Genomic DNA, 22,323 nt, shown 5'->3' on the forward strand with positions numbered 1-22,323 from the left:
TCACCTGGATTAGCGATAAACACCTTGCGGATATTCATGCAATAAAGTCGCGGCAATCCTTCGGCAATCCTTCACCTGCTTTACTCGCTATACCTTAGTCGTACGACCAATAGATAATTGCCTAAAAAGCCAGCAACGACCATGTTTGCTGAGCTAGCTTGCAACAGGACAAGATTATGACAACACAAAAATTAATGATGAAGACGCTGACTGCTATGGCGGTATGCACGGCCATGGGCACTGCTCAGGCCGCGACCATAGGCGACACCGAGGTCAGTTACGGCGGTTATGTAAAGGTTGACGCTATGTGGAGCGATTTCTCCGCAGGAACCATTTCGGGCGACAGCATTGGTCGCGACTTTTATGTACCCAGTACCACACCGGTTGGCGATGATGACGACAGCGATGCGGTTTTTGATATGCACGCCCGGCAATCGCGTTTTAACTTCGGCACCAGTACCAAGTTAGACAACGGCAAGACCATCAATACCAAGATTGAGCTTGATTTCATTGCTTCTATTGGTGGTAACGAGCGCGTTACCAACTCCTATTCTCCGCGTATACGCCAAGCCTATATTACCTATGATGGTTGGCTCTTTGGCCAGGCATGGTCAAACTTCCAAAACGTCTCCGCCTTGCCGGAGACTTTGGACTTTGTTGGTCCAGCAGAAGGCACGGTGTTTGCCCGCCAGGCGCAGGCACGCTACAGCGTAGGTAATTGGGCCTTCTCTATCGAAAACCCGGAAAGCACCATTACGGTCAACGGCGCTCGGGTCGAAACCGACGATGCCAGCATGCCGGATTTCACCGCTCGTTATAATCACACAGCCGATTGGGGGCAAATCGTGGTTACCGGCCTGGCTCGCCAACTGACTTACAAGCAAGGTGGTGCCGACGAAGACGAAACCTCTTTTGGTGTCAGTGTTTCCGGACGCTATAACCTGGGTGAGGACAACATTAAGTTTATGCTTACTCATGGCAAGGGCTTAGGACGCTACATTGGCCTAAATGTCGCGCACGGGGCCGTTTACGATGGCAACGAACTTGATGCCATTGATTCTACCTCCGGCTTTATCGGCTATCAGCACCACTGGAACGAGCAATGGCGCTCCACCTTCCTGTATTCATTCTTTAGCGCCGATAACAATACCGATCTGCTTGCCTTTAGCGGTGATCCCACAGAAAGCAGCGTCAGCTACAGCGCCAACCTGCTGTACTCACCGGTGAAAAAGCTCACCTTCGGGGTCGAGTTTAAACATGCAGAGCGGGAAACCGAAAGTGGTGCCGACGGCGATCTGGATCGTCTGCAGTTCTCTGCCAAGTACGCATTTTAACCGCGTTCAGCATAAAAAAGCCGCCTTCCTTTATTCGGAAGGCGGCTTTTTTATTTTTATAACGTCATAGAACTGGCATAAAAAAACCAGCCCTGGGGCTGGTTTTACTTACTCTTATTCTTTACGCCTTACTCGGCATCCACTTCTTCGGCAAGCGAGTTTACTTCACCCTCTTCCGGCTTAATGGTGGCTTTTAGCAACAGCATTTCACGTAGCTTGCCTTCAATCTCATTGGCGATCTCGACATTTTCTTTTAAGAACTTAATCGAGTTCGACTTACCCTGGCCTACTTTCGAGCCATTGTAGCTATACCAGGCACCTGATTTTTCAATCAGCTTGTGCTTCACGCCAAGGTCGATAAGCTCACCTTCTTTAGAGATACCCTCACCATACATGATGATAAATTCGGCTTGCTTAAACGGAGGTGCTACCTTGTTCTTCACTACCTTAACGCGGGTTTCGTTACCTACTACTTCATCGCCGTCTTTAACCGAACCGATGCGACGAATATCAAGGCGAACCGATGAATAGAACTTCAGGGCGTTACCACCTGTGGTGGTTTCCGGGTTACCGAACATTACACCAATCTTCATACGAATTTGGTTGATGAAGATACACAAGGTGTTTGAACGCTTGATATTACCGGTTAGCTTACGCAATGCCTGTGACATTAAACGGGCCTGCAAACCAACGTGGCTGTCACCCATTTCACCTTCGATTTCCGCTTTTGGTGTTAGTGCGGCCACCGAGTCGACGATAACCACGTCAACGGCGCCCGAACGTACCAGCATGTCACAAATTTCCAGCGCCTGCTCACCTGTGTCCGGCTGAGAAACAAGTAGCTCATCAACATTTACGCCTAGTTTCTCGGCATAAACTGGGTCAAGGGCGTGCTCGGCATCAACGAAGGCACAGGTTTTACCCTGGCGCTGGGCTTGAGCGACAACCTGCAAGGTCAGTGTGGTTTTACCCGATGATTCCGGACCATAAATTTCCACTACACGGCCGGTTGGCAGACCACCAATGCCCAAGGCAATATCAATCCCCAGTGAACCGGTAGAAATGGCTTCAACATCCAAAGCCTGGCTGTCGCCCAGTTTCATGATTGAGCCTTTACCAAATTGGCGCTCAATTTGTGAAAGCGCAGCGCTTAAGGCTTTTTGCTTGTTATCGTTCATTGTTTTCTCCAAAATCATTGACCGCCAAGCTCATCATGTTTGGTATTAACGCTTGACTTAATGAAGCTTAGTATACTGTATGAAATTACAGTATCAAGCAGATTCTAAAATTTTTACCACCATGTCCAGAGCATGACTGATGGCCTGCTCACGCACATAGGCGCGATCCCCATTAAATTGGCGCTCTTCGGTATAGACCTGCTGATTAAAATACACCGCAAACCACACCAAACCCACCGGCTTATCATCGCTGCCACCATCCGGACCAGCGATGCCCGAGGTGACCACGGCCACATCCGCTTGCGCCGCATGCGCCGCGCCGCGCGCCATTTCGATTACCGTTTGCTCGCTTACGGCACCGAATTGGGTTAGGGTTTGCGCTGATACACCGAGACGCTCCTGCTTGGCTTCATTGCTATAAGTCACCGCGGCTTCAGCAAAATAGCGTGAGCTCCCCGGAGTATCTGTAATGGCATAGGCAATGCCACCGCCGGTGCAAGACTCAGCGGTAGTGATCATCATCTGCTTATCCGTTAAAATAACGCCCAGTTGCGCGGCAAGGGTTTGTGTATTGGCAGTAAACCTTTGTTGTAAGTTCATAACCATCCTTATTCGAGTGAGTGCATGTCGGCTAATCTCTATAGTGAAGATAATATAAAACAACAAACCCCCATGATGCAGCAATACTTGCGCATTAAGGCACAACATCCGGATATTTTACTCTTCTATCGCATGGGGGACTTCTATGAGCTGTTTTTCGACGATGCCATCCGCGCAGCAGAATTATTAGATATTTCGCAAACTTACCGTGGCAAGGCCGGCGGTGCCCCGATCCCTATGGCGGGAGTACCCTATCACGCGGTGGAAAACTATTTAGCGCGCCTGGTTCAGCTTGGCGAATCGGTGGCCATTTGTGAACAGGTTGGCGATCCGGCTACCAGCAAGGGCCCGGTAGAGCGCAAGGTGGTGCGTATCGTCACTCCGGGGACGGTCACAGACGAAGCCCTGCTCAACGAACGTCAAGACAATCTGCTGGTTAGCGTCTGCCAGGGCACCAGCGACTATTTTGGTGTGGCCTATCTGGATATCAATTCCGGACGTTTTAATATCGTCGAGTGTGCCGACGCCGACGCCTTTAAATCAACCCTGCAACGACTCAACCCGGCCGAATTACTCTATTCGGAAAGCTTTGCCGATATGGGGCTTATCGAACACATTAAAGGTATGCGCCGTCGCCCAGAGTGGGAATTCGATTTAGACACGGCCATTACTTCATTATGTCAGCAATTTGGCACTCAAGATCTGATTGGTTTTGGTGTCGCCGATGCCAAACTGGGTTTAGTGGCGGCCGGATGCTTGCTGCAGTATGTAAAAGACACCCAGCGCACCGCATTACCGCACATTAACGCCATCAGTCTGGAGCAGGACAGCCAGGCCGTGGTACTCGATAGCGCCACCCGTAAAAACCTTGAGCTCACCCAAAACCTAGGCGGCGGCATTGAAAACACTCTGGCGGCCATTTTGGATAAAACCGCCACGCCCATGGGCTCACGCCTATTGAAACGCCGTATTCATAACCCGGTACGCTGCCGTGACGAGCTTAATCTGCGCCTTGATGCCATCGACACCCTGATAGATCAGGGCTGGCACCTTGAACTGCATCCCCTGCTGCGTAATGTCGGCGATATCGAGCGCATCGTGGCCCGCCTGGCCTTAGGTAATGCCCGACCCAGAGATCTGTCTCGTTTACGCTCAGCGCTACAACAATTGCCCGAGTTACAAGGCCTGCTCGGCACCGCGTCGCAACGACGCTTGGCGCAGATTGCCAATGCCTGTGAGCCCAATGACGAACTGCTCAACCTGCTTGAGCGCGCCATTATCGATAACCCGCCGGTGCTTATTCGCGACGGCGGCGTGATTGCCGAGGGCTATAACCAGGAGCTCGATCACTGGCGTAACCTGTCTCAGGGGGCCACCGATGTACTCGAAGCCATGGAAGAGCGTGAGCGCGAAGTCACGGGGATCAGTACCCTGAAAATCGGCTACAACAAGGTGCATGGCTTTTATATCGATATTAGCCGCGCCAACTCACACCTGGTGCCGGATCATTACATTCGTCGCCAAACCCTGAAAAACAATGAACGTTATATTATTCCCGAGCTGAAAGAGCATGAAGACAAGGTGTTGGGCAGCCAGTCACAGGCCCTGGCACTGGAAAAGCAGCTCTATGAAGAGTTATTCACGCTAATAGCCCCGCATCTGGAACGATTGCAGCGTTTGGCGGCAGCCCTGAGCGAACTTGATGTATTGAATAACTTTGCCGAGCGAGCGCTGACCTTAAACTATTGCAAACCCGAACTCGATGAAAGCGATGCCATCAATATACGTGAAGGCCGCCACCCCGTGGTCGAGCAGGTGATGCGTGACCCCTTTATCGCCAACCCCATAGAGCTCAATAGCCAGCGTCGCATGCTGATGATCACCGGCCCGAATATGGGTGGTAAATCAACCTATATGCGTCAAACCGCCTTGATCGTATTAATGGCACATATCGGCTGTTATGTGCCGGCGGCGAGCGCCAATATCGGCATAGTCGATCGTATATTTACCCGTATCGGCGCCAGTGATGACCTGGCCTCAGGGCGCTCGACCTTTATGGTGGAGATGACGGAAACCGCGACGATTTTAAATAATGCCAGCCAGCATTCGCTGGTATTAATGGATGAGATTGGCCGGGGTACAAGTACCTATGATGGTTTATCTCTGGCCTATGCGACGGCGGATTATCTGGCTCATAAGATCAATGCCAAGACCTTGTTTGCGACCCATTATTTTGAGTTAACCGAGCTGGCGGAGCAAGAGTCGGGACTGGTTAATGTGCACCTTGATGCCATTGAGCATAACGACACCATTGCCTTTATGCACAAGGTGTTAGAAGGCCCGGCAAGTAAAAGCTTCGGCTTGCAGGTCGCGGCCCTGGCCGGCGTGCCTAAGGCGGTGATCAGTAATGCCAAACGCAAGCTAAAACAGCTGGAGCAGCAGCCGACCATCAATGGCAATGGTGCTACCGTACATAACAATCAGCTTGAACTGTTAGCCCCGGATCCCGAGCCCAGCGCTTTGGAAGTAGCACTCGGTGAGCTTAACCCCGATGAACTGACTCCTCGCCAGGCTTTAGATGCGCTGTATCACTTGAAGTCACTTTATCAATAACGCAAAAACGCCGCTTTTCAGCGGCGTTTTTTAATCTTGATTACACTTGCTCAAACAAGCTTTCGGTGTTGAGGCCTTCATGTTGCAACATGTCTTTAAGTCGACGCAGCGCTTCCACCTGTATTTGTCGGACTCGCTCTCGAGTCAGGCCAATTTCGCGACCTACATCTTCCAGGGTTGAAGGTTCATAACCCAATAGACCGAAACGGCGTGCCAATACTTCCCTTTGTTTCGGGTTAAGCTCATCGAGCCAATGGACGATATGGCTATTAATATCGTTATTCTGTACTTCCCCTTCCGGACCACGGCCCTTTTCATCGGCGATGATATCGAGCAATGCCTTGTCATTGTCACCACCGATTGGAGTGTCGACAGAAGAAATTTTTTCGTTCAGACGCAACATCTTAGAAACGTCTTCCACCGGTTTATCCAAGCGTTCGGCAATTTCTTCGGCGGTCGGCTCGTGATCCAATTGCTGCGTTAGCTCACGGGCAGTACGTAAATAGACATTGAGTTCTTTAACTACGTGAATAGGTAAGCGGATGGTGCGGGTTTGGTTCATAATAGCCCGCTCTATGGTTTGGCGTATCCACCAGGTGGCATAGGTTGAAAAGCGAAAACCCCGTTCCGGATCAAACTTTTCCACCGCTCGGATTAGGCCCAGGTTGCCCTCTTCGATCAAATCAAGTAGTGCGAGACCGCGATTGTTATATCGGCGAGCGATTTTTATATCGGCGAGCGATTTTTACTACCAGCCTGAGGTTACTCTCTATCATGCGTTTGCGGGATGCTTCACAGCCACGAAGGGCCTTGCGTGCGAAGTAGACTTCTTCTTCAGCGCTTAGCAGCGGTGAAAAGCCAATTTCGCCTAAATATAATTGTGTAGCGTCGAGGTTTTTGACATTGTCGTCTTTAGCGAACAACTCATCGTCACTATCGTCCTCTACCTGCTCAAGGAGTTCTTCCTTTGGCTCGTCGAGAACGTCCGAATCATTACTGTTGTCATTCGTGCTTTCAAGTTTTGCGGTTTGACCCATCAGAGTACCCTCCCGTGTAATTCAGACTTTTCCCTACACTAAATTACTTTATTGCCCGTCGCGCTAAGGTAAAAAATTAGCTGGGTTTACCGCCTTGCCTCTATACCGTATTTCAAACCGAAGTGCAGTGATAGAAGACTCGGAGTTACCCATTTCCGCTATTGTTTGCCCTGCTTTGACATCCTGTTTTTCTTTCACTAGTAAACGCGAGTTATGCGCATAGGCACTAAGATAATCATCGTTGTGTTTCACTATGATTAAATTACCGTATCCCCTGAGCGCGTCCCCAGCGTAAACAACCACACCGTCCGCCGCTGCTGAGATAGCCGTTCCTTTTTTATTCGCTATTTGCAGTCCCTTGTAGCCATTCTCACGGTTGGAGAAACCTTGCGTTACTTTCCCCCGGGTGGGCCATTTCCACTTTATTTTGTTAGCAGAACCAGACGATTTGCTAACATTTTTTTTACTAGTCTTATTCTGAACATACTCCCGTTGAATCGGCTTAGCAACCTCTTTCTTGATATTTTCTTTGGTTTTTTGTCCTGTTTTTCTAGGCTTTTTACTCGAATTAAGGTATCTTTCTCGCTTTTTCTTTTTTAGCCACTGAGATTCTAGGTAAATTAGCTGGTTGGGATAAATGGTATAAGGAGGTTTAATGCCGTTTATTTTCGCTACATCACGAACATCTTTCTTTGCACTAAATGCAATGGCGTAGAGGGTATCGCCTTTTTGCACCCGGTAATGCTCACCGGTTATATGAATTTTACGTGTCACCTTGGCCTGACCAGTCTCCAGGGAAGAAACCGGGGCCGGGGCGGTGCGAGAAGAACAGGCGCTGATAACAAAAGTAACCAGCAGCAATAGACTGGTGTTTTTGAAACTCATGCAGCGCCCTTCCATTAGCTAGCGAAGTACTAAATATAAAACGATCGCCAGGCCTACGACAAGCCAGCCCAACACTTCCACATATTGACGCAGCTTTTCCTCCATGCGTGCGCCACCCCACTTCATCAGCGCCGCCACCAAAAAGAAACGGGCTCCGCGGCCTATGGCCGATGCCAGTAAAAATGGCAAAAACGCCATCTGCAACAGACCTGCACCTATGGTAAAGACCTTATAGGGAATAGGAGAAAAACCGGCGAGAAACACCACCCAGATACCGTAGTCCTTAAACCAGGCCAAGGCATGAGCAAACTTATCCTGCCAGCCCATAGAAGCAATCAAGGGCTCGACGACTGGCTCAAAGAGCCAATAACCCAGGGCATAACCCAAAATACCGCCGATCACCGAAGCCAAGGTAGTCAGCAGGGCAAATCGCCAGGCCGTTGTCGGCTTGGCTAAACACATGGGGGCCAGCATCACATCCGGGGGCACGGGAAAGAATACCGATTCGGCAAAACTCATTCCAGCAAGATAACGCTCGGCATGACGATGTCTTGCCCAACGCAACGCGGCGTCGTACAAAGCAGTAAAGAGGCGCAAAGAATATCCTTAAATTATATCGCCAGGCACCAGTGGCACGAAGCGCACATCGGCTATGACTTGTTGTTTAAACTCATTTTGGCAGCGAGTATACAGCATCAATTTTTGCTCTGCATCGCCAATGGGAATTATCATTACCCCGCCCTCATCGAGCTGTTCCAGCAACTGCTGGGGCACGGTTTTGGCGGCGGCGGTGACGATAATGCCCTGAAACGGCGCTTGTGACGCCCAGCCTTGCCAACCATCACCATGCTTCATAGCCACGTTATACAAGTCGAGCTGCTGCAAGCGTCGCTTCGCTTGCCATTGCAAGGCCTTAATACGCTCAACCGAATAGACCTTGTTGAACAGTTGCGCCAAGATGGCACTTTGATAGCCCGAGCCGGTGCCAATTTCCAGCACCTTATCGCGCACCCCGTGCTGACGTAATACCTGGGTCATCAGCGCCACGATATAGGGCTGAGAAATCGTTTGCCCCTGACCTATGGGCAAGGCGGTGTTTTGGTAGGCTTTATGTTGCAATACATCATCGATAAACAGGTGGCGGGGCGTTTTCGCCATGACCTCAAGCACCTGCTCGTCGCTAATGCCTTCATGTGCCAGCAGTTTGGCCAGGGAGCCGGCGCTGCGCTTATAGTTAGTGATCATTGTCCCGCTCCGCTAACCAATGCTGTAAAGGTGCGATGCTTTCCCTGGCGGTCATATCCACGCTTAATGGTGTAACCGAGGCATAACCTTGGCGAATAGCCGCAAAATCAGTGCCTTCACCGGCATCTAATTCCGGCCCTAAAGAGCCATACCAAAACACCTTCCGACCCCACGGATCACGCTGAGCGGTCATGGTTTCTGCCTTGTGTCTGGCGCCTAAACGGGTCACCTTCACACCCTTTAGCTCGCTATAGGGCACATCGGGAACATTGATATTGATAATCTGGTCTTTAGGCAGGGGATGGCTTTTCAGTTTGTTAATAATGTCGACCGTCACCTTGGCGGCGGTTTCAAAATGCGTACAGTCATGGCCAACCAAAGACACGGCAATGGCGGGCAGGCCCATATGGCGCCCTTCGGTAGCGGCAGCCACCGTGCCCGAATACAGGGTATCGTCTCCTAAATTGGCGCCATGGTTAATACCGGCCACTACCAGATCAGGCTGTTCGGTAAATAGCGCGTTCAGGGCCACATGGACACAATCCGTGGGGGTACCGTTAACACTGATAAAGCCGTTATCCAAATGCTGCGCCCGCAATGGATTCATTAGCGTGAGCGAATTGCTGGCGCCGCTGCAATTGCGATCCGGGGCGACCACATCGACGTCGGCTATCTCTTTTAAGGCCCGATAGAGGGCAGCTATGCCCTTGGCATGTACGCCATCATCATTGCTCAGCAATATCTTCATCATGACTCCTTGCAATACTGTTTTCGCACTGGTGGTAATCCACCAATTCTCGTAACAACGCCGTGGCGAAACACCCTTTTTTAAGCGAAAAGCTCAATTCAATCGAATCGCTCGTGGGCATTTTTACCTGTAAGTTTTCCGGATATAAGCGCAGCATACGACGCTCGGTTTTTAAGCCGACCTCGGCCAAGCCCTGACACCAGCTTTGATAGGGTAACAACCACTGCAGCTCTTCCTCAACCAGTCCCTTCTCCCCCCTGCCGACCAAGGGCGCCGACAACTCGATGTCACCCTCCACCAGGCGAGTAATATTTTCCGGGGTAATGGCATCGGTAAAAAATGCGTTGCTGCCACTGAGCATAAAGACTTCATGTTGCAGGGTTTTGGCAAGGCCATGCTCGGCCACGCGCAGGCTGACAATCTGGTTAAAAATATAAGAGCGGGCGGCAGAAATCACCATAGACCTTAGTTTACGATCGCGAATTTGCTCACCGGCAAACATGCGTTCCGCCATCACCAAGTTATGGCCATCGTGACCAAAACGCTGCTCGCCAAAATAATTAGGCACTCCTTGGCGCACGGCATTGATGCGGCTGAGCACCGCCAACGGCTCACTCACCTCGCGCAGCACTATGGTAAAACGGTTGCCCTTATGACAACCGGTACGCAGCTTGCGACCATGGCGCACTTGCTGGGCGACAAAAATTTGCTCGTCGTTGAGGGCGCTAAAGTCCAGATCCTGTTTAATGGGCACAGGTACACTAAACCATTGCGAGCACACTCCTTGACGGTCTTTTTGCCCGGCATAACTGACATCCCGTGGCGCTACCTTGGCAAATTTGGCGATTTTCTTGGCCACATTGACGGTATTGATACCGCGCTTGATCACATGCAAACACATATGCTCACCACTGCCATCAAGCTCAAAGCCCAGCTCTTCATCAACCATAAAGTCTTCCGGCAGGCGCTTAAATACCGCAGTGGCGGTAGGCTTACCGTACAGATACTGCAGCGGCGCTATCGGATCATTTTTTCCCGGCGCTAAAGGCGCTTTTTGCGCAGAGGCTGAAGACTCTTTCATGGTTGCTGAACCAACAGAGCTACCGCGTGGGCGGCAATGCCCTCTTTACGCCCGGTGTAACCGAGTTTTTCCGTGGTCGTGGCCTTCACATTAACCTGGTCCAAGCTGATTGCAAGATCCGCCGCCAAACAGCCACGCATGGCATCAATATGCGGACGCATCTTAGGTGCTTGTGCCACTATGGTGAGGTCAACATTGGCCACCACAAAGGCGCGCTCATGTACCTCGGCCATAACGCGGCGCAATAAAATTCGGCTGTCGATACCAGCGAACTCATCGCTGGTATCGGGAAAATGTTTGCCAATATCGCCCAACGCCATGGCTCCAAGCAGGGCATCGCACAGAGCATGAATAGCAACATCGCCATCTGAGTGTGCGATAAACCCTTGTTCATAATCGACTTTTACCCCACCTATGGTGAGCGGCCCATGACCACCAAAGCGATGCACGTCAAAACCATGGCCTATTCGAATCATAAAATCTCCGTCATTTGTTGTGCTAACAGGAAATTAGCGAGCTGCAAATCTTCTGGGGTAGTGAGCTTAAAGTTGTCGCTGCGACCGGCGATTAAACGCACCGGATGCCCGGCCCACTCCATCGCCGACGCTTCATCGGTAATAGTTGCGCCACAGGCTAACGCGTCTCGCAATGCCTGGCGTAATTCGGCATAAGGGAAAAATTGTGGCGTCAGCGCCTGATAAAGGTGCTCGCGCTCGATAGTTTGCTGCACATGGCTATCGCCGCGTTTTATAGTGTCCCTTACCTTGGCGGCCAAGATGCCACCCTCGCCATGACTTTGGCATTGTTCAATCAAGCGCTCGATGTCGGCGGGGCTAACCAGGGGTCTGGCGGCGTCATGCACCAATACCCACTGCGGTGGAGTTGCTGCAAGAGCATCAAGGGCGGCAAGCACGGAATCGGCGCGCTCTTTACCGCCGATAACGGTATTCACAAAATTGGGGTCTATGGGCAGGTCGGCGAAATAATCATCGTCGGCGCCTATGGCCACGGTAATGCTGCTCACAGCCGTCACCTGGGCGAGCTTATTGAGACTGTGCTCTAGCACGGTTTTGCCCTGTAATTCCAAATACTGCTTGGGGCGTTGAGATTGCATCCGCGCACCAACTCCGGCGGCGGGCACTATGGCAATAATGCCGTGATTTTCACTCATATAACTACTTTGCGTTATTGTTTTGATTCTGATTGTTTACTCGGTAGCACGCGATAAAACACTTCTCCTGGCTTGATCATACCAAGCTCGTGGCGGGCGCGCTCTTCCACCCCTTCTAAATCCAGCTTTAAGTCTTGTATATCGGCCTCGAGTAACTTGTTACGCTTATTTAATTGCTGGTTGGTTTGCTCATGATTGGCCACCGCCTTGGTTAAACGGCTAAAGTCTTCGATGCCGTTGTGACCAAACCACAGCAGGTATTGCAGATACAGCAACAATGCCATCAAACCCAATTGGAATAATCGCATTAGCTTTCCTTCATCGGCAGTGGTTGCTTAAAGTTTTTCCAGTTAATTCGTGTTGTTAATAGCATTTCTCTCAGGCTCAAAGTCCGTGGTGAGGTCACCTTATGTTGCTGCCAACGATGACCGCAACAAGCCGGTGTAAAGTGTTTTTTATTGGGTACCAGTAACTGTACATCCTGGGCCGAGCTTAATCGCGTGTCGCGATAGTGGCCATCGAGATCAAACCAGCCTGCTTGATTGCAATGCAAACGGTTACTACTGACCTGATCTAGGGTATCGAGCATCACAAATTGCAACCGCCCCTGCGTAACCAGTAATGGTACTAAAATACCGACTTCGGCATAAGCGCTAAAAAACGCTAAATTAGCGGATTTATCGCTTTGTGGCGGTTTACTCGCCTGTTTGGCTATCCAACTGCCATTTTGCCCATCCAAGGTTAACGGGCAATGACCATGAACTATATGAAAGGCGGCGCGTTCCACGTAATACGGCAGGCTATCAAGCAAACGTGCTAAACGCTTGCCATCGCCTTGATGTGTTAATTGCTGACTTATGCGGTGCAACTCGCGGGCATAAAAAGCATTGCACAATTCGGCATACAGCACTCGCTGTTGATCGAGTGCAAATAAATCTGCTTGCTGCGATGGTTGTTGCCGCACATTGCCTCCCACTGGTTGTGCTTAAGTTTATACCATAGTTGCGCAAAATTTGAGAAGCGCCATGGGGAGGCTGTATAAATTACCCGGGCTGTTGACCCAGGCGGGCAAAACCCGACTCTAAAAACTGCACCACTTGCGAGCGCTTTTTGCCAATTAAAAAGCTGCCATCGGCCAAAAACATAAAGTTTTGCCAGTGCTGCTTAAACACATCGAAGCGGGTTTCTATAATCTCATCACGACTGATACAGAAATACACCGTGGTGTTATCCTGCCAATCCAGGTGGAAAAGAATCGCCTCTGGGATGGGGTCACCGGCTTCAAACGCTCGCTCCCAAAATACGTCGTCATGGGGCCAGTGCTGCGCCTGTTTGACCCAATCGGCGTCGGTGAAAAAATCCGGGTGATCTTTTTCACGACTGATATAGGTGGTCCACAACACCGCCGCGCGGGTGGCGGTCATGGGCTTGATCTGGGCCAATTGTGGCGCCGGAATTAAAAGTTCTTGGTGTCGAAACACCCACGCCTTGGCGTAGTCATCCAAAGGAAGATAGTTCATTCGTGCTTATGCCTACTGCACTCGTTTAATGGGGCCATTATACGCATCTCATGCGGCGCTGTCACAAGCCGACTTGGTAGTAAATGCCAACTATGGCAGACTAGGCCTATTCGATGTCTGACCAGTGTTAGGAATTTCCACGTGCATTTTGATTCAACCGACCATTATATTGCCAGTAGCGCCCTGAAACAGGCGGTCAATGCCGCCATCGCCTTAGAAAAACCGCTGTTGATCAAGGGAGAGCCGGGCACGGGGAAAACCCTGTTGGCCGAAGAGCTGGCGAAAAGTATCGGCAGCGAGCTGATCCAATGGCATATCAAGTCCACCACCAAGGCCCAACAGGGTCTGTATGAGTACGATGCGGTGTCGCGCCTACGCGACTCGCAACTGGGCGACGAACGGGTTCATGATATCGGCAATTACATAGTTAAAGGCAAGCTGTGGCAGGCCTTTAGCGCAAACAAGCACGAGCCGCGTCCGGTGCTGCTGATAGACGAAATAGACAAGGCCGATATCGAATTTCCCAACGACCTGTTGTTGGAACTCGATAAAATGGAGTTCTTCGTTTATGAGACCGGTGAGCGAGTCCGTGCCGAGCAGCGTCCGATTGTGATCATCACCTCAAACAACGAAAAAGAGCTGCCCGACGCCTTTTTACGTCGCTGTTTCTTCCATTACATCGATTTCCCCAGCGCCGAGGAAATGCACAAAATCGTCGCCGTACACTACCCGGATATCAAACAAAAGCTCTTGCGTGAAGCCTTAGAGGTCTTCTTTGGTTTACGTCAGGTCGACGGACTGAAGAAAAAGCCCTCCACCAGCGAGCTGTTGGACTGGCTTAAGCTCTTGATGGCCGAAGACATAGCGCCCGAGGTTTTACATGGCAGCGCCACTAAAGGCGGACTTATGCCGCTCTTTGGTGCTCTATTGAAAAACGAGCAGGACGTTTCCTTGATTGAAAAACTGGCCTTTATGAGTCGCCGCTAATGCTCATCGAGTTTTTCTTCACCTTAAGAAAATACCGCCTGCCGGTCAGCCTGCGAGAGTTGCTCGACCTGCTCGGTGCCTTGCAGGCCGGGGTGGTGTTTGCCGACAGCGAAGCCTTTTATCATCTCGCCCGTACCATAATGGTGAAGGATGAAACCCATTTTGACCGCTTCGATAAGGCCTTCGCCGATTACTTTTGTGGCATTGAGGATATCGACCTGCTTGACGCTTTGAAGGCGCAATACCAGCTTCCCGAGGACTGGCTGCGCAAGGAATTTGAAAAACACCTAAGCGCCGAAGAAAAGCGTCAGCTTGAGGCCATGGGCGGTCTCGAAAAGCTGATGGAAGAGCTGAGAAAGCGCTTCGAAGAGCAACAAAAGCGCCATGCCGGTGGCAATAAATGGATAGGCACAGGCGGCACCTCGCCCTTTGGCGCCTATGGCTTTAACCCGGAGGGAGTGCGCATCGGTCAACCCGGCTCGCGCCAACGCCGCGCCGTTAAGGTGTGGGATAAACGCCAGTACCGTAACCTCGACAGCGAGGCCGATATCAGCTCGCGGACCATGAAACTGGCACTGAAAAAACTGCGCCGCTTTGCCCGCACCGGAGCCAGCGACACCTTGGACTTGGGCGCCACCATTACGGCTACCGCCAAGCAAGGGGGCATGCTGGATGTGAAAATGGCGCCGGAGCGCCACAATGCCGTCAATGTGATCATGTTGTTCGATATCGGTGGCTCCATGGACGACCATATTCAACTGTGCGAGCAGCTATTTAGCGCCGCCCATGGCGAGTTTAAACACCTGGAATTTTTCTATTTCCATAATTGTGTTTACGAGCATGTTTGGCAGGATAATGCCCGCCGCTATGACAAGAAGATAGACACCCACAGCCTGATGCAGCGTTTTGGTCGCGATTACAAGGTTATCTTTGTCGGCGATGCCACCATGGGGCCTTATGAAATCGCCTACCCCGGTGGCAGTGTGGAGCATTGGAATGAGGAGCCCGGCGCCGCCTGGCTGCAGCGCATCACCCAGCATTTCGATAAGGTGGTATGGCTGAATCCGCAGCCGCAAACCCATTGGCGCTACTATCATTCCATCGAAATGATCGACCAGTTGCTGACCAAGGGCGAACAAAGCCGTATGTTTCCCCTGACCCTGGATGGTATCAGCGCGGCGATAAAGGCACTGAGTTAGGGTCTGTCGCTATTACAGACCCTTGGCTTATCCAACGCGCTGCCAAATCTGCAAGCCGATAAACCCCAGGCTAAAGCCGACTAGGTATATCAATCCCAACCAGGTTAACAATCTTAACCACAGCGCTTGTTTTATCTTGGTTTGACGCACCAGGCGCATATTCAACCAGGCGAATACCGGCGTGGTTAAAAACGCCAGGGTCATGGCAAAGGTCAGCATCTCTTTCAAATTGCTTTTGAAAAACAGGATCACCGCCATTCCCGCCACCGCCTGCATGATCAGCCAGGTATTTAAATGCTTTGGCAGCGACCAGTTCGGCATTAACTTGGTGCCTGTGTACAAGGTCCTCGCATAGCCATCGAGTACAGTTAAGGTGGTTCCCAACATACATAAAAAGGCAACGGTCGCGATAAGCCATCGCGACCATTCCCCCATGGTATTGGTATACATATCTATCAACTGCTGGGCAAAGGCCACCCCCGCCAGGGCTATTTGCGTATTGCCGCCATACTGAATGAGCACTCCCAAGGAGCAAAACACCAGCGCCAACATGGCGGTGACAATAAAGCCAAAGTTAAAATCGAACAGCCCTGCCTTTAGAGGCACCTCGGTTTGCTGTCGCTTCGCCTGCAACCACAGCGAGCTGGCCACGGAAATTTCAATCGGCGCCGGCATCCAGCCCATCAAGACCACGATAAAACTTAAGGCCGTCAGCGACAGCAGATCCGGCGGGGTAAAATCAGCGGCCGCATTCATAGGCACACCACCGCTTTTCAGCAGGGCTATCACTAGCGCAGCAATAGTACTGATGGCGAGCACCGCCATAATCCACTTCGCTGCGCTGTCGAGAGCCTGATAATGCCCGAGCACCAAGAGCGTAAGGCAAAACACGAGAATAATGATGCACAGCACCGTCATGCTAAGGGCGCCGCCGACCACATAATGTAACAGCGCCGCCGTCAGCAGCAGCACCCCAGCGGTATTAACGATGGCGGCAATAATATTGAGGGCAAAAAAGCAGTAAAAATACCAGGGTCCCTGGCTTTTATAGCCGGACACCAGGTTGTTACCTGTGACCAATGTGTATTCAACACCGAAACGGAAAAACGGATACTTCAACAGGTTTACGGCCAGGATAAGCCCTATCATTTGCCAGCCGAATAAGGCACCGGCCTGGGTTGAAGCCACCAAATGCGAGCCGCCTATTGCCGCCGTCGCCATTAAAATACCGGGCCCTAAAGCCTTTAGATACTGCCAATACTGCACCAGATTACTCTTTATAATTATTATGTCGCGCCCAAGATTAGGGGAGATAGCGGGGGTTTTCAACCGCCTTATTGCGCGTCATCAACAATGCGTAATTAGCAATAAAGCCACAATCCGCCTGTTTTTATTGCTACTTTTTGTTTACCTTTTTATAATCTCGAAGAGTAAAGCAAGGAGCCCTACCCGTGGCTCCTTTTTTGTTTTTACGGGAGTACAATGTCTTTATCTCGTTGTTTTCTAGCCGCTGCGATCCTGCTGTGTAGCTCAGTTACCGGTTATGCAGCACCGACCCAGCTAAGTGGCTTTGCGACCCTGGGCGTCAGTTATACCGACTCCGATGAGCTGGCATTTCGCAATGATGTCTCGGACGATAACGGCAAAAGCAAAGAAGTGGATTTTGGTTCGCTGTCACGCCTTGGCGTGCAATTACATAAGAGCTTTAATGAACAATGGGCCCTAACCGGGCAATGGGCGCTCAAACGCCAAATAGACTACGACCTGGATCAGCTGACCCAACTCGCCTTTATTAACTACTCTCCTTCCGCCAACTGGAATATCAAGCTCGGACGCAGTGCGCTGGACTTATTTATGATGAGTCCATATCGCAATACCGGTTATGCCTACACCGAAACCCATGCCCCGGTGGAATTTTATGGCCTGATCCCGCATCAGAGTCTCGATGGTATTGAACTGGCCACCGCCCATGCCACCGACGAGGGAACCTTTTCCAGCCGCTGGTACTACGGGCAATCAAGTGATTATTTATCAAATCATCAGTACCAATGGCAGTTAGACCTGGAAGACATCACCGGCATCACCCTGGCTTTAGAGCAGCATAATTGGCTGTTGCGCTTTAATCACAGCCAGGCTCGCATCGGAGGTAAAGAGATAGATCATTATCCGCTGATCCGCAAAACGGCTCGGGGGATAGCCTCAAACGATTGGCCCCAGTTGGCTGGTTTACTGGGTAATATGAACCCGGTGGGCAGCCGCCTGCGTTACACCACCTTGGGCGCCCGTTATGACAACGGCGACTATTACCTGCAGTCCGAATTTGCTTATATCGATGCCAACAGTGATATCCTGACCTATGTCACCAACGGTTACCTTAATATCGGCAAACACTGGCAAGAGTACAGTTTGCAGCTGGGCTACTCCTTTACCAATGGCAAGGAAAATCACATTCCCAAAGCACGGGTTCCCTCCCTATTAAGCGAAGCCCTCTACCGCGAAATAGAACGAAGCTATAACTATTACATTAACGATCAATCGACCCTGTCGCTTAGCGGGCGCTATGATTTTAGAGCCAATATGGCGGCCAAGCTCCAAGTCGAATACGTAGACCTTAAGCGAGCCGATAATCAATTTATGCTGCGCCAACAAGATATGACTGCTCAGGATTCTTTTATGGTGTTGAGCGCCAGCGTCGATTGGGTATTCTAATATGAAGGTATTTGCCGCCCTTCTACTCACCCTACTTGGCACCAGCTTATCGGCACGGAGCGCAGAAACGATTGCCGTGATTGTTAATATCCATAATCCCACGGAAACGCTGACAACCAAGCAGTTGATAGACCTGTATATGGGTAAGCTCATAGCCTTTCCTAATGGCGAGCGCGCCTCGCCCTTGGATATGCCCCATGACTCAGTGCTGCGCCGTGAGTTTTATCAGTTGCTTACTAATAAACCCATTGGCAGTATTAACGCTTACTGGTCGCGGGTTAAATTCAGTGGCCATGCCCAGTCGCCGCAAAGCATGGCTAGCAGCAACGCGGTCTTGCAGCGGGTGAGAGAAATTGACAACGCCATTGGCTATGTCAAGCTAAAGGATGTAACCAACGATGTGAAGGTGGTATATACACTTGCTCAATAAGCACAGCTTGATTTTACGCCTGGCAATGGTGTTGGTCCTCACCTCGGTGATTGTCGGTGTTATCGCCGTCAAACATTATTATCAAAGCATTTATCAGCAAGAGGTTGATAAAGCCCAGCGCGCCATCGAGCAGCTCCATAAAACCGTCGCCAGCACGGCGTCCATCGCCGCCTATCTGAAGGATAAAGATCTGGCCTTGGAAGTGATCAACGGCTTACGCAAAAACGACATCATTCTCGCGGGCGTGATCAGCAGTGAAGAAGAAGTCTTGGCCAGCGATGGCGAGCATAACCCCCATACCGCTTTACCCTATCCCCTGTATCACCCATTTTTAGACAACGACATTGTCGGCTATATTGCCCTGACACCGGCGCAAGTGGGGATTCAGGAGCATGCCAGAGACATAGCCCAAAGCAGCGTCACCCTGTTACTTATACAAACCAGCACCCTGCTACTGACCTTTATTATTCTCGCTTATTTTATTATTGCCAAACCCATGGCCAAACTCAGCGCCGAGCTTAAACAAATCACCGCGGGCTCCAACAACCGCCTCACCGTGCCCTTTGCCCAGCATGACAGTGAAATCGGTGAGATGACAAAAAGCATTAACAACATGCTGGCAGTGGCCGAGTCACACTTTAGCCAGGAGCGCGCCCTGCGCAGTGAGGTGCAGGAGCTAGGCAATCGCCTGCAATTGCTGTTTGAACACGCCTCCTCAGCGATGATCCTAGCCACTCACCACGGACAGATCATGCTTTACAATGCCTCCACGGAGAAGCTGCTGGCCCGCCTTAACCTGGGTATCAGCGACAACCTTTTTGATTTGGTGGCACGAGCGTTCAAAGAAGGTGACACTGTGGTCCAGAGCCTTCGCGATAGTCTGGACAAGAACGATGTGGCCCGTGGGGAGTATCAATTGCTCAACGACAGCACCGGTCAGTCTATTTGGGTGCACATTCTCGTTACTCGTAGTTATGGACAGCAACAGCAATCTTATTTACAGATCTTTATCCATGATATCAGTAGCCATAAACAGCAGCTTGCCCATTTAAATCATGCTGCCAGCACCGACAAACTGACAGGCTTGCTTAATCGCATTGGCGCCGAGCGCGAGCTGAATAAACGCTTTGCCGAGCAGCAAGATGTCACCCTGATGCTCATTGACCTGGACGGCTTCAAGCCCATCAATGATATCTATGGTCATGATGCTGGCGACGAGATCTTACGTTACGTCGGGCAACAACTCAGACAAAACCTGCGAAAGGACGATCTCTGTATTCGTTGGGGCGGCGATGAGTTTGTAGTGGTGGTCGATGCACTTGAACAAGAGCAGGCCATGCAACTGGCCACTAAACTGCATCACGCCCTTTGCCAGCCCACTACAATAAACAGCTCTGAGCAGGTAGCCATAGGTGCCAGCATAGGGGTGGCAATATCACCAAGGCATGGCGGCGATTTCAAATCCCTGATTGTTGCCGCCGATAAGGCCATGTATGGGGTCAAACGTGAAGATAAAAACGCGGTGGCCTTCGCCGCAGATTAAACGTATCGACTACAGCTGCTTAAGGTACTCGCTCTGATAACGACTGGCGTCGGCCTCAACATTATAACGCTTGGCCAGGGTATCGAGTTGCGCCTGAGAGATCGCCAATTCATCCATGGTGATGTTGTTATCATCAAGTTGCCACAACTGCCTTGAACCGCTGTAATTAAATTGCAGCGCGTGCATGGCCTGCACATCGCCCTGCTCCGCCGCCGCTTTGATCTTGGCCAGCTTTCGGGTGATCTGATTGAGCGCCTGCTTTAGGCGCCATACATACACCACTTCCGTCATAAAGGGGTGATGCTCGAAACGCTTTAGGGTAAAACCGATGGCGACGCAGCTGACTATGACCCCCAGTAGATTCCAATGAAAGTGACTGCCGCTGTCACTGGGTAGCGCAATGATCAGCAATCTGGCTATGCCCAAACTACCCACCACCAGGGCCGCGATACAGGCAATAATCACTATATTGAGATGCTTACGGTAGCGCGTTTTGTCTATCTGTTCCAAGGTCATGCGAGGCGCTCTTTTAAGAATAAAAAACGGGGGCATTATACCCCCGCCTGTTAGCAATAAATAGCGCTATTTAGGACTCCAGCCTAGAGCACCGCCAGGCTTACTAAAAAGTAAGCGACCAGAGTGAGCGCACCGCCCACCAGGGCGTAAGGCATCTGGGTTTTCACATGGGTAAGGAGATCACACCCCGAGGCGATGGCCGACACCGCACTGGTATCGGAGATCGGCGAGCAGTGATCGCCAAATACCCCGCCACCTAAAATGGCACCCAGCACCAGCGAAGGGGGCAGGCCCAGGGCCTGAATCAAAGGCACGCCAATGGGAATGAGAATAGCAAAGGTGCCCCATGAGGTGCCCGTGGTAAAGGAGATCACCGCACCGGTTAAAAACAGCATGGGCACCACCAAGGTGATGGGTAAGTAATCACCTACCAGGGAGGCCACAAACACACCGGTACCCAGCTCTTTGAGGCTCGCTCCCAGAGTCATGGATAACAACACAATGGCCACCAGCGGCAACAACTCCCCCATGCCCTTAAAACCCATCTCTACCAGTTTATGGTGGCTAAATAGCTTACTGGCACTCAGCAGGAAATAGGCCACAACACAAGACAAGATGGTGGCATAAAGCACCGACTTAGAGCCGCTGCCGGCGGCAATATCGCCATTGCCAGTCCAGAACATAAAGCCCACCATGGACACCACCAAGGTCAATAAAGGCACCAGCATAAAGCGGGCCTTGGTGCCCTTGTCGGCCTCGGTGGGCACATTCACTTCCAAACGTTCCAGCTTTTGCTCCGCCGCCTTCATAGGACCATGCACCTTATCAAAGGCGATGGTGTAGGCAACAATCAACAGGGCAATAATGGCATAAAAGTTATAGGCGACGCTGCCCCACAAAATACTGACCGCCGATTGCTCCAGTTCATAGTTGCTCAATAGCCCGAGCACGTAGGCGCCCCAACCGTTGAGGAGAATAAGGATACACACCGGGGCACTGGTACTGTCGATAATATAGGCCAGGCGGGCACGACTCATTTTAAACTTGTCGAACAGACCGCGCGAAAGAATACCCGCAGTAAGTACACTGAGGTTGGATTCGATAAATACGGCAATGCCGGAGAACATGGTTAAAAAGCCCACTTGGCGTTTTGATTTGGCCACGCCCTTGCCGATTAACATGTTCACGGTTGCGGCCACGCCACCGGACTCGCGAATATAAGCGAGCAGCGCACCTATAAGCACACTAAAGAGAATGACGCGGCTGTTACCCGGCGACGATGCCGTCGCTACCACACGCTCTATTGTATTGATAAAGGTATAGAATAAGGTATTACCCTCGCCACTTATCGCCAGTAAAAACTCGGATGTTGCCACGGCCAACAACAGAGCCATGATCACTTCTTTACGCCAAAAGACGATTGCAATTGCTACCAGCGGCGGCAAAATGGAATACCAAGACATGGAGTTATCCTTGTTATTATAAAGCTTGAATAGTCTTGCAAATGAGCATAGATTATTCAATTAG

General features: G+C 51.0%; 22 protein-coding genes and 1 pseudogene. 7 read left to right on the forward strand and 16 right to left on the reverse strand.

Annotation, left to right across the window (positions count from 1 at the left end; all coding sequences use genetic code 11):
• Nucleotides 1-176: 176 nt before the first annotated feature.
• Nucleotides 177-1,334 carry a DcaP family trimeric outer membrane transporter gene (locus C2M29_RS15400; RefSeq protein WP_105190627.1) on the forward strand — a complete coding sequence of 386 codons (1,158 nt, stop codon included), beginning with the start codon at nt 177-179 and terminating at the stop codon, nt 1,332-1,334.
• 128 nt (nt 1,335-1,462) lie between these two features.
• On the opposite strand, the gene recA is transcribed toward C2M29_RS15400, so the two are convergent.
• Together recA and C2M29_RS15410 are read right to left on the reverse strand one after the other, a co-directional pair.
• The gene (gene recA, locus C2M29_RS15405) at nt 1,463-2,512 is read right to left on the reverse strand and encodes a recombinase RecA (protein WP_105190628.1); all 1,050 of its coding nucleotides are present in this window, start codon (nt 2,510-2,512) and stop codon (nt 1,463-1,465) included.
• 93 nt (nt 2,513-2,605) lie between these two features.
• A complete protein-coding gene (locus C2M29_RS15410) occupies nt 2,606-3,112 on the reverse strand; it encodes a CinA family protein (protein WP_105190629.1) in 507 nt (168 codons plus the stop codon).
• A gap of 24 nt (nt 3,113-3,136) precedes the next feature.
• On the opposite strand from C2M29_RS15410, the gene mutS reads away from it, so the two are divergent.
• Nucleotides 3,137-5,725 (forward strand): DNA mismatch repair protein MutS, encoded by a 2,589-nt coding sequence (gene mutS, locus C2M29_RS15415; protein ID WP_105190630.1) that lies wholly within the window; start codon nt 3,137-3,139, stop codon nt 5,723-5,725.
• A gap of 40 nt (nt 5,726-5,765) precedes the next feature.
• On the opposite strand, the pseudogene rpoS reads toward mutS, so the two are convergent.
• The 11 genes and pseudogenes from rpoS to C2M29_RS15470 all read right to left on the reverse strand — a co-directional run bounded on the left by rpoS (nt 5,766) and on the right by C2M29_RS15470 (nt 13,412).
• Nucleotides 5,766-6,762: pseudogene (gene rpoS / locus C2M29_RS15420) on the reverse strand (RNA polymerase sigma factor RpoS).
• 63 nt (nt 6,763-6,825) lie between these two features.
• Nucleotides 6,826-7,647 carry a peptidoglycan DD-metalloendopeptidase family protein gene (locus C2M29_RS15425; RefSeq protein ID WP_105190631.1) on the reverse strand — a complete coding sequence of 274 codons (822 nt, stop codon included), beginning with the start codon at nt 7,645-7,647 and terminating at the stop codon, nt 6,826-6,828.
• A gap of 18 nt (nt 7,648-7,665) precedes the next feature.
• The gene (locus tag C2M29_RS15430; RefSeq protein WP_105190632.1) at nt 7,666-8,244 is read right to left on the reverse strand and encodes a YqaA family protein; all 579 of its coding nucleotides are present in this window, start codon (nt 8,242-8,244) and stop codon (nt 7,666-7,668) included.
• 9 nt (nt 8,245-8,253) lie between these two features.
• Nucleotides 8,254-8,892, reverse strand: coding sequence for a protein-L-isoaspartate(D-aspartate) O-methyltransferase (locus C2M29_RS15435; RefSeq protein WP_105190633.1), 639 nt, complete (start codon nt 8,890-8,892; stop codon nt 8,254-8,256).
• A complete protein-coding gene (gene surE / locus C2M29_RS15440; RefSeq protein ID WP_105190634.1) occupies nt 8,882-9,640 on the reverse strand; it encodes a 5'/3'-nucleotidase SurE in 759 nt (252 codons plus the stop codon). The genes C2M29_RS15435 and surE overlap by 11 nt, the downstream gene beginning before the upstream one ends.
• Nucleotides 9,618-10,661 (reverse strand): tRNA pseudouridine(13) synthase TruD, encoded by a 1,044-nt coding sequence (truD, locus tag C2M29_RS15445; protein WP_105190688.1) that lies wholly within the window; start codon nt 10,659-10,661, stop codon nt 9,618-9,620. Before truD ends, surE begins: the two co-directional genes overlap by 23 nt.
• A 56-nt stretch (nt 10,662-10,717) precedes the next feature.
• Complete coding sequence (gene ispF, locus C2M29_RS15450; protein ID WP_105190635.1) at nt 10,718-11,197, reverse strand: 2-C-methyl-D-erythritol 2,4-cyclodiphosphate synthase; 480 nt, start codon at nt 11,195-11,197, stop codon at nt 10,718-10,720.
• Nucleotides 11,194-11,892: a 2-C-methyl-D-erythritol 4-phosphate cytidylyltransferase gene (gene ispD, locus C2M29_RS15455; protein WP_105190636.1), complete on the reverse strand. Its 699-nt coding sequence runs from the start codon at nt 11,890-11,892 to the stop codon at nt 11,194-11,196. The genes ispF and ispD overlap by 4 nt, the downstream gene beginning before the upstream one ends.
• A 14-nt stretch (nt 11,893-11,906) precedes the next feature.
• The gene (gene ftsB / locus C2M29_RS15460) at nt 11,907-12,200 is read right to left on the reverse strand and encodes a cell division protein FtsB (RefSeq protein WP_105190637.1); all 294 of its coding nucleotides are present in this window, start codon (nt 12,198-12,200) and stop codon (nt 11,907-11,909) included.
• On the reverse strand, nt 12,200-12,856 hold the full coding sequence (locus tag C2M29_RS15465; protein WP_199774891.1) for a hypothetical protein: 657 nt from the start codon (nt 12,854-12,856) through the stop codon (nt 12,200-12,202). The genes ftsB and C2M29_RS15465 overlap by 1 nt, the downstream gene beginning before the upstream one ends.
• A 79-nt stretch (nt 12,857-12,935) precedes the next feature.
• Complete coding sequence (locus tag C2M29_RS15470) at nt 12,936-13,412, reverse strand: DUF2947 family protein (RefSeq protein WP_105190639.1); 477 nt, start codon at nt 13,410-13,412, stop codon at nt 12,936-12,938.
• Nucleotides 13,413-13,553: 141 nt separating this feature from the next.
• Between C2M29_RS15470 and C2M29_RS15475 the strand changes: the two genes are divergently transcribed.
• A complete protein-coding gene (locus C2M29_RS15475) occupies nt 13,554-14,399 on the forward strand; it encodes an AAA family ATPase (RefSeq protein WP_105190640.1) in 846 nt (281 codons plus the stop codon).
• Nucleotides 14,399-15,598, forward strand: a complete 1,200-nt coding sequence (locus tag C2M29_RS15480) for a vWA domain-containing protein (protein ID WP_105190641.1) — start codon at nt 14,399-14,401, stop codon at nt 15,596-15,598. The genes C2M29_RS15475 and C2M29_RS15480 overlap by 1 nt, the downstream gene beginning before the upstream one ends.
• Before the next feature lie 27 nt (nt 15,599-15,625).
• Here the strand turns inward: C2M29_RS15480 and C2M29_RS15485 are convergent, their stop codons facing one another.
• Complete coding sequence (locus C2M29_RS15485) at nt 15,626-16,819, reverse strand: NRAMP family divalent metal transporter (RefSeq protein ID WP_105190689.1); 1,194 nt, start codon at nt 16,817-16,819, stop codon at nt 15,626-15,628.
• A gap of 261 nt (nt 16,820-17,080) precedes the next feature.
• Between C2M29_RS15485 and C2M29_RS15490 the strand changes: the two genes are divergently transcribed.
• From C2M29_RS15490 to C2M29_RS15500, 3 genes are read left to right on the forward strand one after another with little or no spacing between them, the layout of a single operon-like run.
• Nucleotides 17,081-18,307 (forward strand): hypothetical protein, encoded by a 1,227-nt coding sequence (locus tag C2M29_RS15490; protein WP_105190642.1) that lies wholly within the window; start codon nt 17,081-17,083, stop codon nt 18,305-18,307.
• Between the two features lies 1 nt (nt 18,308).
• A complete protein-coding gene (locus C2M29_RS15495; RefSeq protein ID WP_105190643.1) occupies nt 18,309-18,737 on the forward strand; it encodes a hypothetical protein in 429 nt (142 codons plus the stop codon).
• Entirely contained in the window at nt 18,727-20,280 is a 1,554-nt protein-coding gene (locus C2M29_RS15500; RefSeq protein WP_105190644.1) for a sensor domain-containing diguanylate cyclase, read from the forward strand. The genes C2M29_RS15495 and C2M29_RS15500 overlap by 11 nt, the downstream gene beginning before the upstream one ends.
• 9 nt (nt 20,281-20,289) lie before the next feature.
• Here the strand turns inward: C2M29_RS15500 and C2M29_RS15505 are convergent, their stop codons facing one another.
• Nucleotides 20,290-20,796: a DUF3087 domain-containing protein gene (locus C2M29_RS15505; protein ID WP_105190645.1), complete on the reverse strand. Its 507-nt coding sequence runs from the start codon at nt 20,794-20,796 to the stop codon at nt 20,290-20,292.
• 83 nt (nt 20,797-20,879) lie between these two features.
• Nucleotides 20,880-22,259, reverse strand: a complete 1,380-nt coding sequence (locus tag C2M29_RS15510) for a Na+/H+ antiporter NhaC family protein (RefSeq protein ID WP_105190646.1) — start codon at nt 22,257-22,259, stop codon at nt 20,880-20,882.
• Nucleotides 22,260-22,323 lie beyond the last annotated feature (64 nt).

Origin of the sequence: Pseudoalteromonas sp. T1lg48 (genome assembly GCF_002964785.1) — a bacterium.
In the GTDB taxonomy this organism is placed as follows: Bacteria; Pseudomonadota; Gammaproteobacteria; order Enterobacterales; family Alteromonadaceae; genus Pseudoalteromonas.

Bases quoted from the DNA above. Each gene is read 5' to 3' on its own strand.
- C2M29_RS15400 (WP_105190627.1), top strand. From the start codon at position 177: ATGACAACACAAAAATTAATGATGAAGACGCTGACTGCTATGGCGGTA.
- recA (WP_105190628.1), bottom strand. From the start codon at position 2,512: ATGAACGATAACAAGCAAAAAGCCTTAAGCGCTGCGCTTTCACAAATT.
- C2M29_RS15410 (WP_105190629.1), bottom strand. From the start codon at position 3,112: ATGAACTTACAACAAAGGTTTACTGCCAATACACAAACCCTTGCCGCG.
- mutS (WP_105190630.1), top strand. From the start codon at position 3,137: ATGTCGGCTAATCTCTATAGTGAAGATAATATAAAACAACAAACCCCC.
- C2M29_RS15425 (WP_105190631.1), bottom strand. From the start codon at position 7,647: ATGAGTTTCAAAAACACCAGTCTATTGCTGCTGGTTACTTTTGTTATC.
- C2M29_RS15435 (WP_105190633.1), bottom strand. From the start codon at position 8,892: ATGATCACTAACTATAAGCGCAGCGCCGGCTCCCTGGCCAAACTGCTG.
- surE (WP_105190634.1), bottom strand. From the start codon at position 9,640: ATGAAGATATTGCTGAGCAATGATGATGGCGTACATGCCAAGGGCATA.
- ispF (WP_105190635.1), bottom strand. From the start codon at position 11,197: ATGATTCGAATAGGCCATGGTTTTGACGTGCATCGCTTTGGTGGTCAT.
- ispD (WP_105190636.1), bottom strand. From the start codon at position 11,892: ATGAGTGAAAATCACGGCATTATTGCCATAGTGCCCGCCGCCGGAGTT.
- ftsB (WP_105190637.1), bottom strand. From the start codon at position 12,200: ATGCGATTATTCCAATTGGGTTTGATGGCATTGTTGCTGTATCTGCAA.
- C2M29_RS15470 (WP_105190639.1), bottom strand. From the start codon at position 13,412: ATGAACTATCTTCCTTTGGATGACTACGCCAAGGCGTGGGTGTTTCGA.
- C2M29_RS15480 (WP_105190641.1), top strand. From the start codon at position 14,399: ATGCTCATCGAGTTTTTCTTCACCTTAAGAAAATACCGCCTGCCGGTC.
- C2M29_RS15485 (WP_105190689.1), bottom strand. From the start codon at position 16,819: ATGGCGACGGCGGCAATAGGCGGCTCGCATTTGGTGGCTTCAACCCAG.
- C2M29_RS15490 (WP_105190642.1), top strand. From the start codon at position 17,081: ATGTCTTTATCTCGTTGTTTTCTAGCCGCTGCGATCCTGCTGTGTAGC.
- C2M29_RS15495 (WP_105190643.1), top strand. From the start codon at position 18,309: ATGAAGGTATTTGCCGCCCTTCTACTCACCCTACTTGGCACCAGCTTA.
- C2M29_RS15505 (WP_105190645.1), bottom strand. From the start codon at position 20,796: ATGACCTTGGAACAGATAGACAAAACGCGCTACCGTAAGCATCTCAAT.
- C2M29_RS15510 (WP_105190646.1), bottom strand. From the start codon at position 22,259: ATGTCTTGGTATTCCATTTTGCCGCCGCTGGTAGCAATTGCAATCGTC.